We start from the raw sequence: 14252 nt of genomic DNA, 5'->3' as shown, positions 1-14252 counted from the left end.
TTTAAAAATTCAAATTTATTCCAAGTGTGTAAACCCGGCTACGCGGAGTCACATTGTTATCTATACCCGGAGTCAGCCCTTTCTGAATGTTCACTTCCGGATCGTAACCGCTATACCCCGTCAGAGTAAACAGGTTGCTGCCGGAGAAATACAGACGCAGGCTCTTAACCCCCACCCGGCTCAACCAACGTTGCGGAAGCGTATATCCCACAGTCAGAGTGCTCAGACGCAAAAATGAACCGTCTTCAATCAAATCGCTCATCGTGATGCCCTGAGTAACGGACATCCACGAATAAGTCGCGGCGTTCTTATTCAATTCTGCCAGCGCAACCGGATCATTGGAAACATTGACACCCGCATCATCCACATAGCGGAAACGGTGTGACAGGCTCATATTCGTTGACAAATTAGAATAATTGCGACGGACAGCGGAATTCAGATAGAGTTTATTGACATTGAACACATCAAAATCACACATATAATTAAAGAATGCAGTAAAATCCCAATTCTTCCAACTGCCGGACAGTCCGAAACCTCCTGTTACCTTCGGATTGGTATCGCCAATAATGGTCATATCTTCTTCCGTTATCAAGTCCGACTCCGAATCGGACAGTTTCTTGAACTTCATGGCACCCGGCTTGAAGCTAAAGTTGCCCGAACTAAAGGAAGAGTTATCCGGAACTCCCGGTTTCAATGTCCATTTCTTGGTGGTTTCATCAAAGTTAAAGTCGTCGACCGTATAGAAGCCGTCATTCACAAAACCGTAAATCAATCCCATGCTCTTGCCTACTTCCATCTTGTAATTATAGGTTCCATACCAATTGGAGAGGGAAGCCTTCGTTTTCCACTCCGTTTCACCGGAAGACAGTTTATCAACCTTATTCTTATTAAAGGCGACATTGAAGTTGGCTGACAAGCTAAAGTCCTTCGTCTGGACGATTTTTCCGCTCAAAGAAAACTCAACTCCCCTATTGGAAGTACGGCCCACATTCGTCATCTGCCGCGAATAACCGGACGAATTCGGTATGATGGACGGAACCAGCAAATCTTTAGTTGTATTCCAGTATACATCAACCGTACCACTTAAACGGTTCTTGAAAAAGCCGAAGTCCAAACCAAGATTCCGCGTAATAGTGGTTTCCCATTTCAGATCAGGATCATACAAATAGGTCTGATCTGCAAACTGATAATAATTATAGTCTTCATTATTAAAACCGGGAGCGCTCGAACCGCTATATACGCGATAGATGTTATGCCACAAATCATCACTGATGCGGTTGTTACCTGCCAAACCATAACTTGCTCTCAACTTCAGTTCAGAAACAAATTTGAACGGCTTCATCCAATTTTCTTTAGAAATTCTCCAGGCTATAGAACCCGCAGGGAATACCCCCCACTGCTTGCCCGGTGCAAACTTGGTGGAGCCGTCCGCACGAAATGTGAAATTGAAATAATAACGGCTTTTATAATCATACAGTGCGCGACCGAAGAAGGAAGCCGTTCTGTCAGGAGCTGCTTTATAGCTGGTACTTTGGTGGGGTGTGCCCAATGCAAAGTTTTCAAGAGCCGCTTCGGCCGTAATGGAAACGGGGAAATAACGTGCACTCATATACGTATTGTCATTTTGCGAATGATTTATTTCCTGTCCGATCATCAGGTTCACATTGTGGATTTTACGGAACAAATTGCGATAGGTCAGTGTATTAGCCAGGCGATATGACTCTTTATGTGTCTTTGTACGCTTGGCCGAAGGCATATTATTCATCCCGGCAGCGGACGCTGTGCTCGATAACGCCCCATAAAACAGGTCATCACTGGAGTTTGTCGTACTGATGCCATATTCCGAACGGAATTGCATTCCTTTGAAAACGTCCCATACCAAAGCCGCTTTAAGGCTGATTGCCGTTTCTTTCCTTTTCCTATAATTCTGCTTGTTCTCTTCCAGCGGAGTGTACTTCTGATTCAAAGAGTTACCATCCTCATCCAGATTCTCGTCATCATCATCCGGATCAAGGGATGTGCCGGAAGTCAGTCCGTTGGTAGGCCGGTAGCGGAGAGCCGTTACGATGTTGGTGCCCGACGTACCTGCTCCGTCAATAGTGCGGGTGCGGTATGTGGAATTTGTCTCCAGTTTCAGATTCTTAAATAATTCATGATTCAACTTCAGGATAATATTATTACGCGTCAGACCGGAACCTATCAACTGTCCCTCGTCTTTATTCCGGTTATAACTCAAATTAAACTTCGTCTTTTCACTGCCTCCACTGACTGTCAGATTATAGTATTGTGAAATCGGATTACCTCCCAATACTTCATCCTGCCAGTCTTTAGAATCTGTATATTTATATAAGTCAATGTCATCATAATAACCAAAGTTCTTGATAAAAGTCTCATCCGATCCTTTACGTATCATCTGATACTCATACTCCGCCATCACAAATTCATAATTGCCCATTACCGGTAATTTTCCCGCCAATGTACGCGTCTGGACATAGCTGTTGAATTGCACTGACGTCTTACCCATTTTCGGGTTCTTCGTGGTTACAATCACTACACCATTCGCACCTCTGGCACCGTAGATGGCAGTCATGGAAGCTTCTTTCAGGACATCGATAGATTCGATATCCGTAGGCGGAATGCCACTCAAATCATCCACCGGAAAACCGTCAACAAGAAATAACGGTGAGTTGTCCTGAGTGATTGAGCCGCCTCCACGCACACGGATGCTGATTTCAGCGTCCAAAGCACCGTCTGCCGTCGTTATCTGCACACCGGCCATCTTTCCGGCCAACGCATCGGCCACGGAAGCGGAAGCCACTTTTGAGATGGATTCCGAAGAAACGGATGCAATGGAACCCGTCACATCGCTCCTGCGGATATTTCCATATCCCAGAACTACCACTTCATCCAATAATTCGCTATTCTCTTTCAATGTAATCTTAGCCAGTTCTTTACTGTTGGCCTTAAGTTCCACAGTCTGATAACCTATATATGAAATCAAGATTGTGGCATTGTCCGGAACATCCGCCAGAGCATAGTTTCCATCAAGATTAGTTGTCACACCATTAGTGGTGCCTTTCACCAATACAGTAGCACCGATTATAGCCTCACCGGTTTCGTCTACCACTGTCCCTTTCACTGCCCGCGTCTTCGATTGCCTGGCATCACTCCCACTCTTCTGTTTGCCTACAGATATCGTATTATTATCCCTATTGAAAAATAAACCTGTCTGTGCAGTTATCTTATCCAAAACAGCCTGCAAAGGACTGTTTTTCACATCGATTGATATGCGTGGAGCGGCATTGACCACATCCTGGTCATAAAAGAATTTCAAACCTGTCTGCTTACTCAGCCGGATAAAGACATTTTCCACTGCTTCATTCTGAACATTCAGCGTTACAGTTTTATCTTTTTGAGCCTGCACATTATCCGGCATAACAGACAAGCATACGAATAGTAAAAAAGCTAAAAACGAATGTATATTTCGACTTTTCCTTTTGGAATTTGAAAGATTATTCATTTATTTGTGCGTTTTAGTAATTAAATTAATTAATTGAAACAAAGGTGTAATGCCGAGATACGTTATTCACACGGGTCGAAACGAATGAATATCCGTCCGGATTACAGGATAGGGGCTGCTCTGAGAGATAGCTCCTATTTTCTTTTAGAAAAGGGGACTAAGTGGGTGCTTTCATAATATTAAGTTTTTTATCATTTAAACAATAAAACGTTGTTTCCTTCTTTTTTATAGCGGATGCCGCTGGTGTATTCCATAGACTGAAGCACGGCCTCCAGGCTTTTATTATCATGTTCTCCGGATATAAGATTGCTGAATTCCTGTCCATCAGCGAAGGTGATGCGGCAATTATACATACGTTCCAGTTCTTTGGCCACATCACGTATCGGCGTACTGTTAAAACGCAACCCGCCTTTTCGCCAGACTGCAACGGAACGCTCTTCACGCCGTTTGCTGTATTCGCCCGAAGCCGTATTTATCAGTACCTGCTCTTTAGCCTGTAGCCGCATCATTGCTTCAGGCAAGTCCACCTGCACTTTACCGCTTTCCACATCTACTGAGACAATCTCATCCGAAGAGTAGGATTTCACATCAAAACGGGTACCCAACACGCGTACATTCAAACGGCTAGTATTGACAATAAACGGCTGCCGCTCATTCTTATATACCTGGAAATATCCCTCCCCCTCCAATTCAACCCTCCGTTCATCATCTATGAAACGTTCCGGATAGCGAATACGTGAACAGGAATTCAGAGTGAGCAACGTACCATCCGGCAACTGAATCCGCTTCCGCTCGCCATAAGAGGTAAAAGCTTCCAGATAAACAATCTGTTGCCGGTTCATATCATTCCAAAGATTCAGACCACCCCAAATAAGGCAAACCACCGCAACAGACGCTGCCACTGTTTTAGTAATACGATGAAACCAGGTACGCTTCTTGTGTTCAATACGTTTCAGAAGTCGGGCGGCTTCTTCCTTATATTTCTCACGCTCCGGGCCGGTAGTGAAATCCTGTGCTGCCGCTTCTTCCCAAACCCCGTCAGCCAGTTCACCCAGCATTTCATCAGAAGCACTGTTCCTAAGTTTTGACAATAGGCCATGCGCTTCTTCCCGGGTATACATATCATCCAGGTAACGGCGGAGTATAGATTTATCTGTTTCTTTTTCTTCCATAGTGTAAACTCATTAAAGGCAGCATATATTCTCCTTTACATAGAGTAATACACAGCAAAGGGAAGATGCTGGGGTATGATTAACATTTATTATAGATTCAGGCAGATAAGCAGCAGAATCAAATCGGCATATTCACTGCCGGAATACTTGATAAGGTAGGTACGAACGATTTTCAGAGAAGAAGATATATGTTCCTGAACCGTATTAACGGATATTCCCAAACTCTCTGCAATTTCTTTATGAGAAAGTTGGGCTTCCCGACTCATATTGAAGACTTCACGCTGCCGGGGAGTAAGCTGCTCCAGAGCACGGGAAACGAGAGACTTCAAATCATTCGCCAGAATGTCACCTTTAGTATTATCCGTATAGTCGAGTGCCTGCGAAAGTATGCTTTCTTTCAGCTGTTCTTCGTTGGCGGAATCGCGCAACTGGTTTAATATCCGGTTGCGGACAATCGTATAGAGGTAAGAAGAAAAGGAGGTATCGGGATTAATGAAACGACGACTCTGCCAGATAACCGTAAACGCATCCTGAAAAATATCTTCTGCATACTCACGCGACTTCAGAAAACGCATTGCAAAGTATATCAGGCGGTTTTTGTAAGTTGCGTAAAGTTCGCAGAAAGCGGCTTCGTCCCCGTCTATCAAACGGAGAACAAGTGCATGTTCATCATTGAAAATATCTGTTGAAGACATAGTATATTTTTAGTTTCTGGAACACAAAGGTACTCTACAATGTTGCAAACGTATGTAAAATCCCGGAGATAAAAAAGAGAAATAGAAAAAGAAGACCGGATACAAGCTGATTTTCCTGACATAAAAAACGCGGATAACACAGTTTTCCGGTTGTAGCGCAACCTTATAAATCTGCGTTATCCACGTTGAATATCCCTTTTTTTACTTATGTGAAATTCTTTTCAGGTGTTCTTCTATCTTCTGGAAAAATAAACTCAGGTGCGAACCATCCACAAACGCATGGTTTACATAGATGGAAAGTGGAAAAACCAAACGTCCTTCGCGGGACACGGCTTTACCGGAAGTCATCAGCGGATAGCTGCAACCGTTTCCGGCTTCCGCCAGAGTGTAAGTGGTAGATGTGAAATACATCTTAGGAACCGCACTCAAATGAACAACATCATAAACGCCCTGCGCTCCCAACACCTTCTCGGCTCCGTATGGGTCACCATCTTCCGGAATATTGGTTATCAGTGAATAGGCTTCAGCATAAAAACGCTCGAAGTCTTCATGATAAGGGATACGGACGGTATAAAATGTCTTTCCCGGAACGGCTATCGGAGAAATGATATCCACCTCGTCATGGAAAATGACTTGCCCGTTCTTATCTGTACGGTAACGAAGCTCCGGCACCTCATTGGCCGAACGAACCACGGCATAAAGATAATAAAGGAAGAATGAACGGCCGGAAGCTCTTGCTATGGCACTGGCCTCGGTACAATCAATCTCTGTAGTAATGGAATACCATGAATTTACAAAACCCCGGAAGAAATTATAATTATCCCGGCGTTCCCATGTGTCAATGTCTACAATATGTTTCATAAATATTTGGGGTTAATAAAAATGCCCGGTCGTTGGTGTCGGCCAGGCATTCTGTTAGTATTATTTTCCTTTCTTATAGTTCTCCAATCCGGTTTGCAAGAATTCGATGTACTTAGGAATGTCCTCGTCATAGGAATAAGATTTATTCAAAGGACGGCCTTCATTATTGATCAGTACGTAGAACGGCTGTGCATTCGCACCGAACTTGACCCGTTGCAGATAGCTCCATTTATCGCCTATGGTACGCAACGTACGCTCCCTGCCATTCTCAACCACTTTTACGGGTTCGGTCAGCGGAGTCTTATTATCTACGTAGAGTGTGATGAGCACATAGTCGTTGTTTATGATATCACTCACCTTTGAGTCTGTCCATACGGCAAGTTCCATCTTGCGGCAGTTTACACAACCGTAACCGGTGAAGTCAAGCATCACAGGTTTACCATGCTGACGGGCATATTCCATACCGAGATCGTAATCATCGAACTTGGCATGCACCTCATTATTATAGAGATTGAAATCCTGCGTCTGCATAGGCGGAGCAAAAGCACTCACTGCCTTCAATGGGGCACCCCACAGACCGGGAACCATGTATACGGCAAAGGCAAGTGAAAAGAGTGCCATGAAGAAACGGCCCACTCCCACTTTCGTATCGTCATCATCGTGCGAGAACTTGATTTTGCCCAACAGGTAGAAGCCCAGCAGGGCAAACAACACAATCCACAAAGCTAGGAATGTTTCACGGTCAAGAATACGCCAGCCGTATGCCAAATCGGCTACGGAAAGGAACTTCAAGGCAAAAGCCAGTTCCAGGAAACCGAGCGTAACCTTGATGACATTCATCCAACCTCCCGACTTCGGCATAGACTTCAACCAGGACGGGAACAGGGCGAACAGCGTGAACGGCAATGCCAAAGCAATGGCAAAACCAAGCATACCGATGGCCGGAGCCACCACACTACCCGTCGTAGATACCTGCACAAGCAGGAAACCGATAATGGGTCCCGTGCAAGAGAATGATACCAATGAAAGCGTGAACGCCATCAGGAAGATGCTGAGCAGACCGCTTGTTGCCTCCGCCTTGCTGTCAACCGCATTGCTCCATTTAGAAGGCAACGTCAGCTCGAATGCCCCGAAGAAGGAAGCGGCAAACACCACCAGCATCAGACAGAAAAGGATGTTGAACACAGCATTCGTGGAAAGCGCATTCAATGCACTGGCACCGAAAATCAGCGTAATAGCCAGACCCAGTGTAACGTAGATCACTACGATGGAAGCACCATACGTCCAGGCATCACGAATACCTTTTTTCTTATCTTTGGAACGTTTCAGGAAGAAGCTCACCGTCATCGGAATAATGGGCCACACACAAGGAGTGAACAGAGCCAGCAATCCACCGAGGAATCCGGTGATAAAGATATAAATCCATGACATATCTTCCTGTGAAGTAGTTTCACCAAAAGTTTGCAGATCAGAGATAACCGGTTTCCAGAGGTCTATGTTTTCCATAACGTTCACATCCGTTGGAGCGTCCGTCCCACCAATCACAGCAGCATCTGCCGGTGTTCCGGCCTGTTCAACCGGCTGGCTCTCCGGTTTTGCCTCCGCAACGGGAGTTGCCGGTTTATCCGCAGGAGCCACAGCGGCCGCACCTTTGGCAGCTTCCGCCTTACCCTTGAAATCAAATTCTACTTGTGTAGGCGGCAAGCAGTTTTCATCATTGCAGGCTCCGAATTCCAGGAATCCCTGCACCTGATAATCGCCCCCCGTAAGTTTCAGCTTCTGAACAAACTGCGCCGTACCCTCAAAGTAACGCACGTTCATCTCAAACAATTTATCGTAAGAAGCTATTTCTTTACCTTTCGGCTGCAATTTTCCTACAACCGTGGCACCGGATATTTTCTCTACGTTGAATGTAGCCGAGATAGGACCACCGTCACCGAGGTCGGTAGAATACACATGCCAACCTTTATCAATAGTAGCAGTGAACACAATTTCCGCTTCACCCGCCGCAAGAGTCTTCAATTCCGACTTGAACTTGACGGGTTCCTGTATCTGCGCCTGCGCCATAACAGCTATGAGCAACAGACAAATAGATAATATTTTCTTCATATAATCAATGATTAATTCATGAATTGTCAATTATCAATTGTCTCATAGTCCACACATGCACGGCTTTCCTTTACTTCAGCAATCAGCTTACCGGCAGCCACATGATCGGGGTGAGTGGCATAGAACTTCACATCGTCCAATGTATCAAACTCACTGTAGAGCGCAATACTCCAGGTTTCGGCCGGATTCATATTCAGTCCCACTTCTATTTTGCGGATAACGGATATTTTGGCAGGAAGAGCCTCGATAGCGTTTTTAAAATCTTTCATAGCTGCCAGCTTTTTGTCAGCCGGTGCTTCGTCTTTTAGTTTAAATAATACAATGTGTTTGACCATAACTTTGTTATTTTAATGATTTATCTATATATTTGTCAACTGAAGCGATTAAATATAACCGCAAAAGTACTCGTTTTGTTTTAAATATACACTTAAACGGATGTTAATAATAGGAATTGCAGGCGGAACAGGTTCAGGAAAGACCACCGTCGTACGTAAAATTATCGAAAGCCTGCCGGCAGGCGAAGTGGTATTGTTGCCTCAGGACTCTTACTACAAGGACAGCAGCCACGTGCCTGTGGAAGAACGACAGAACATCAACTTCGACCACCCGGATGCTTTCGAGTGGAGTCTCTTGTCCCGGCACGTAGCCATGCTGCGCGAAGGAAAAAGTATTGAGCAGCCCACCTATTCGTATCTGACGTGTACACGCCAGCCGGAAACCATTCACATCGAACCTCGGGAAGTGGTTATCATCGAAGGAATCCTTGCCTTATGCGACAAAAGACTGCGCAGCATGATGGATCTCAAAATATTTGTGGATGCCGACCCCGACGAACGCCTTATCCGCGTGATACAGCGGGATGTCGTGGAGCGCGGGCGTACTGCGGAAGCGGTGATGGAGCGCTATACCCGCATTCTGAAACCGATGCATCAGCAATTCATCGAACCGTGCAAACGATATGCCGACTTAATTGTGCCCGAAGGAGGAAACAATCAGGTGGCCATAGACATTCTTACTATGTATATAAAGAAACACTTATAAATTGAAAATTAAATGAGGGCAACCGCTAAGATTTTCCTGATTGCTTTATCGTGTCTGTGCTGGCTATCGGGGTGCGGAAATAAGCAACGCACTTCTGTGGCCAGTGAAGCCGTGGGGGATTTGCAGCAAATAAAAGATAGCGGCGAACTCGTTGTACTGACTTTATACAGTTCCACATCCTACTTCAACTATCGCGGGCAGGATATGGGTTTCCAGTACGAACTAAGTGAACAATTTGCCAAAAGTCTGGGAGTAAAGTTGCGCGTAATTGTGGCAAAGAACGTACAGGGACTCATAAACAAGTTGCTGGCGGGCGAAGGGGATATCATAGCCTATAACGTGCCTATCACAAAAGAATTGAAAGACAGCCTGATATACTGTGGCGAAGAAGTCATTACGCATCAAGTGATTGTGCAACGCGCAGGCGGAAAAAACAAACCGTTGACGGATGTAACGGAACTGATCGGCAAAGACATCTACGTGAAGCCCGGGAAGTATTACGACCGTCTGGTAAATCTGGACAAGGAACTTGGCGGGGGTATCCATATTCATAAGGTCACCAATGACAGTGTTTCGGCCGAAGACCTTATCACACAAGTAGCACAGGGGAAAATTCCCTATACCGTTGCCGATAATGATGTAGCCAGGCTCAACACTACCTATTATCCCAATCTGAACATAAAGTTATCCATCAGTTTCGACCAAAGAGCTTCCTGGGCAGTACGTAAGGATAGTCCGGAACTGGCAGAGGCTGCCAATAAATGGCATGAGGAAAACATGACTTCTCCCGCCTATACCGCCAGCATGAAAAGGTACTTTGAAATCAGCAAAGCCACTCCCCACTCTCCCATCCTGTCCCTTCGGGAAGGAAAGATTTCACACTTTGACGAATTGTTCAAGAAATATGCCTCTGAAATAGACTGGGACTGGCGGTTGCTTGCTTCACTGGCTTATACGGAATCAAACTTTGATACAACAGCAGTATCATGGGCGGGTGCCAAAGGGCTGATGCAGTTAATGCCTGCCACCGCACGTGCCATGGGGATGCCTGAAGGAAAAGAACAGAATCCGGAAGAAAGCGTAAAAGCTGCCATAAAGTATATTAATGCCACTGCCAGAAGTTTTTCTTCTGTGCCTCCGGAAGAGCGGCTCAACTTTGTACTTGCATCTTATAATTCCGGTATCGGCCATGTGCAGGACGCCATGGCTCTGGCCGAAAAATACGGAAAGAACAAATATGTCTGGAAAGATAATGTGGAAAACTTTATCTTACTGAAAAGCAACGAGGAATACTTCACCGACCCGGTCTGCAAAAACGGCTATTTCCGCGGAATAGAGACGTATAATTTCGTAAGGGATATAATGGGGAGATACGAGACGTATAAGAAGAAGATAAAGAAATAGAAATAAAATATTAATGCGAATCAGGAGTTGAAATTAGTTGGATATATAAATGCTAATTTAGCACACGCAAATAGTTTTGCTATACGGACTTTTCGTCATCTAAGGGAGCTTGTCGAAGGATCTACTCTCTTGGCATAAAGTTGCGCTATACAAACAGGAGAAGAGATCCTTCGACAAGCTCAGGATGACAGATACTCGATATACGAATTAATTATGAGCATCTACTTATGTTTTCCCTAAAACAGATTCAGTTTATTCTTCTGTGCCTCTTCCAGAGATACCGTCTTCGGAGTTTGGGTTGCATTCTTTTCGCGCAACTGTTCATATTCAGAAGTTAATTTTTCCGCCAACTCTTCTTTTGCTTTCGGATTCATCAACCGGGCGGCAATTGTTGCATTCTGAGAGGCATCTTTCAGATGAACCACAGGAGCATGATAAACCGGAGCAATCTTCAACGCCGTGTGCAATCGGGAAGTAGTGGCACCACCGATCAATAACGGAATGTCAGCACCCACTTTCTCCAGTTCCATAGCCACATGCACCATCTCTTCCAGCGAAGGAGTAATCAGACCACTAAGTCCAATCATATCCACCTTCTCTTCCAGGGCACGCTGAACAATCGTCTCGGTAGGTACCATCACACCAAGGTCTATTATCTCGTACCCATTGCAAGCCATTACCACAGAAACAATATTCTTACCGATATCATGTACGTCACCTTTCACCGTGGCAAGCAATACTTTACCGGCAGAGGCGGAACCTTCCTGTTTTTCGGACTCGATTACAGGCTGAAGAATAGCCACCGCTTTCTTCATGGTACGCGCTGTTTTCACAACTTGCGGCAAAAACATCTTTCCGGCACCAAACAATTCTCCCACATAGTTCATACCAGCCATCAAGGGACCTTCAATAATATCAACAGCTTTCGGATAGAGCTTCAAGGCTTCGGCAAGGTCTTCTTCCAGGTAATCGCCAAGCCCTTTGGTCAGAGCAAACTTTAATCGCTCCTCCACACTCGTTCCATCACGCCAGGAAAGCGGTGCGACATGCTTATCAGACACATTGCCTTTCTTTTGTTCGGCAGCGGCTTTCAGTTGCTCGGCTGTTTCTATCAAACGCTCGGCAGCATCGGGACGACGGTTCAGCACCACGTCTTCGATACGTTCCAACACATCGGCAGGAATATCCGTATAAAGCACAGCCGTGGCCGGATTGACAATTCCCATATCCATTCCTTCGCGGATAGCATAGTAAAGGAACACCGCATGCATGGCTTCGCGGATATAATTGTTCCCGCGGAAAGAGAATGAAAGGTTGCTTACGCCACCGCTGACGTGTGCACCGGACAGATTCTTACGTATCCAGCCCGTAGCCCGAATAAAGTCTACGGCATAGTTATTATGTTCGTCCATACCCGTAGCTACGGCAAGGACGTTAGGGTCAAAAATAATATCGTGAGGATTGAAACCCACTTTCTCAACCAAAAGCTGATAGGCACGGGCGCAAACTTCAATCTTACGTTCATAAGTATCTGCCTGCCCTTTTTCATCAAAAGCCATCACTACGGTCGCTGCGCCATATTGCTTAATCGTGCGGGCATGTTCCAGGAATTTCTCTTCCCCCTCTTTCAAGGAGATGGAATTTACAATGGATTTCCCTTGCAGACACTTTAATCCGGCAACAATAACCTCCCACTTGGAAGAGTCAATCATGACGGGCACACGGGCTATCTCCGGTTCGGAAGCGATAAGATTGAGGAAAGTGGTCATTTCTGCCTGCGCATCCAGCAGACCGTCGTCCATATTCACATCGATGACCTGTGCACCGTCTTCCACCTGTTGGCGGGCAATGCTGAGAGCCTCATCGTATTTCTTTTCATTAATCAACCGCAGGAACTTACGCGAACCGGCAACGTTACAGCGCTCACCCACATTGATAAAGTTCTTTTCAGGAGTCACCTCCAGTAGCTCCAGACCGGAAAGCCAAAGACTGTCGGGCTTCGGAGCAGGAATATGAGGAGCCGCACCGGCTATCAATGCAGGATATTCGGCAATGTATGCATCGGTAGTACCACAGCAACCACCGATAATATTTATCAAACCTTCGTGGATATATTCTTTCACCTCATGCGCCATGTCGGCAGGGGTCTGGTCGTACTGGCCGAGGCTATTGGGCAAACCAGCATTGGGGTATGCGCTGATATAATAAGAAGCACGGGCAGCAAGCTGTTCCAGGAAAGGTTTCAACTGGCGGGCACCGAACGAACAGTTCAAGCCCACCGAAAAGATGTCGGCATGCTGAACAGAAGCAAGAAACGCCTCCAATGTCTGTCCCGAGAGGGTACGCCCACCCGTATCGGAAACCGTAACGGACAGCATGACGGGCACCCGGATGCCTGTTGCCTCCATCGCCTTTTCCGCAGCAAAGATAGCTGCTTTGGCATTCAAAGTGTCGAAGATAGTTTCTATCAGCAGGGCGTCTACCCCGCCCTCCAGCAAGGCTTCCATCTGTTCGCGATAGGCGTCAGCAAGTTCATCATAAGTTAGTGCACGCATGGCGGGATTGTTCACATCGGGACTCATGGAGCAAGTCTTATTGGTAGGTCCGACGGAACCGGCCACGAAACGCGGTTTATCCGGTGTGGAGAATTCGTCCGCCACTTCGCGTGCCAGTTTCACAGCGGCAAGGTTCATCTCACGCACATACTGCTGCACATGATAATCGGCCATACTGACGCTGGTGGAACTAAACGTATTGGTTTCGATGATATCGGCACCTGCCATAAGATATTTGCGGTGTATATCCTGTATCACATCGGGACGGGTCAGGCAAAGCAGATCATTATTTCCTTTCATCTGCCCGGGGATGTCTGCAAAGCGCTCTCCCCTGAAATCTTCTTCCGTTAAGTTGTACTGTTGTATCATGGTGCCCATGGCACCGTCTAAAATGAGGATGCGCTCACGCACCAAACTGCCAAGTTTACTCATCTAAATTATCTTTTAAACATACGCGCCATATCACGCTTGTCGTCTTTTTCTTTCAAAGCCTCACGCTTGTCATATTGTTTTTTACCTTTGGCAAGAGCCACTACTACTTTGGCAAGGCCTTTTTCATTGATAAACATACGTACAGGAACCATTGTAAAACCGGGGTCTTTCGCACCGCGTGCCAGTTTATCAAGTTCTTTTTTGGTAAGTAAGAGTTTGCGCTCCCGGCGTGCCGAATGGTTATTGTACGAACCGTAGAAATATTCGGCAATATGCATATTCTTCACCCACAACTCACCGTTGGCAAAGTAGCAGAATGTGTCTACAAGGCTCGCTTTACCCATGCGGATGGATTTTATTTCCGTACCCGTGAGCACGATGCCTGCTGTATAAGTGTCTATCAGTTCATAGTCGAATGTAGCACGCTTGTTCTTTATATTGATAGGAGCTTGTTTCATGATTT

10 protein-coding genes are annotated in these 14252 nt (G+C 45.8%); 2 read left to right on the top strand and 8 right to left on the bottom strand.

Going from position 1 to position 14252, the window contains the following annotated elements; genetic code table 11:
• Window position 1: 1 nt before the first annotated feature.
• The 6 genes from BUC01_RS14940 to BUC01_RS14915 form a co-directional block, all read right to left on the bottom strand.
• Window positions 2–3436 carry a TonB-dependent receptor gene (locus BUC01_RS14940; RefSeq protein ID WP_073314140.1) on the bottom strand — a complete coding sequence of 1145 codons (3435 nt, stop codon included), beginning with the start codon at window positions 3434–3436 and terminating at the stop codon, window positions 2–4.
• Between the two features lie 275 nt (window positions 3437–3711).
• Window positions 3712–4692, bottom strand: coding sequence for a FecR family protein (locus tag BUC01_RS14935; protein WP_025831272.1), 981 nt, complete (start codon window positions 4690–4692; stop codon window positions 3712–3714).
• 89 nt (window positions 4693–4781) lie between these two features.
• On the bottom strand, window positions 4782–5387 hold the full coding sequence (locus BUC01_RS14930; protein ID WP_025831271.1) for an RNA polymerase sigma-70 factor: 606 nt from the start codon (window positions 5385–5387) through the stop codon (window positions 4782–4784).
• A 201-nt stretch (window positions 5388–5588) separates the two neighbouring features.
• Window positions 5589–6248, bottom strand: a complete 660-nt coding sequence (locus tag BUC01_RS14925) for a chloramphenicol acetyltransferase (protein ID WP_073314102.1) — start codon at window positions 6246–6248, stop codon at window positions 5589–5591.
• Window positions 6249–6308: 60 nt separating this feature from the next.
• Window positions 6309–8357 (bottom strand): protein-disulfide reductase DsbD family protein, encoded by a 2049-nt coding sequence (locus tag BUC01_RS14920; RefSeq protein ID WP_025831270.1) that lies wholly within the window; start codon window positions 8355–8357, stop codon window positions 6309–6311.
• A 26-nt stretch (window positions 8358–8383) separates the two neighbouring features.
• Window positions 8384–8692, bottom strand: a complete 309-nt coding sequence (locus tag BUC01_RS14915) for a Dabb family protein (RefSeq protein WP_025831269.1) — start codon at window positions 8690–8692, stop codon at window positions 8384–8386.
• Between the two features lie 100 nt (window positions 8693–8792).
• On the opposite strand from BUC01_RS14915, the gene udk reads away from it, so the two are divergent.
• Together udk and BUC01_RS14905 are read left to right on the top strand one after the other, a co-directional pair.
• Window positions 8793–9398: a uridine kinase gene (gene udk / locus BUC01_RS14910; RefSeq protein WP_025831268.1), complete on the top strand. Its 606-nt coding sequence runs from the start codon at window positions 8793–8795 to the stop codon at window positions 9396–9398.
• 12 nt (window positions 9399–9410) lie between these two features.
• The gene (locus tag BUC01_RS14905; RefSeq protein ID WP_073314100.1) at window positions 9411–10802 is read left to right on the top strand and encodes an MltF family protein; all 1392 of its coding nucleotides are present in this window, start codon (window positions 9411–9413) and stop codon (window positions 10800–10802) included.
• Window positions 10803–11038: 236 nt separating this feature from the next.
• Here the strand turns inward: BUC01_RS14905 and metH are convergent, their stop codons facing one another.
• Complete coding sequence (gene metH / locus BUC01_RS14900) at window positions 11039–13789, bottom strand: methionine synthase (RefSeq protein WP_051568753.1); 2751 nt, start codon at window positions 13787–13789, stop codon at window positions 11039–11041.
• Window positions 13790–13794: 5 nt separating this feature from the next.
• Window positions 13795–14247, bottom strand: coding sequence for an SsrA-binding protein (gene smpB, locus BUC01_RS14895; RefSeq protein ID WP_025831267.1), 453 nt, complete (start codon window positions 14245–14247; stop codon window positions 13795–13797).
• Window positions 14248–14252 lie beyond the last annotated feature (5 nt).

The sequence above is a fragment of the Bacteroides stercorirosoris genome (genome assembly GCF_900142015.1).
GTDB classification, from domain to species: domain Bacteria; phylum Bacteroidota; class Bacteroidia; order Bacteroidales; family Bacteroidaceae; genus Bacteroides; species Bacteroides stercorirosoris.
The sequence above is the reverse complement of the archived record's forward strand: the minus strand, read 5'-3'. Positions and strand labels throughout refer to the sequence as shown.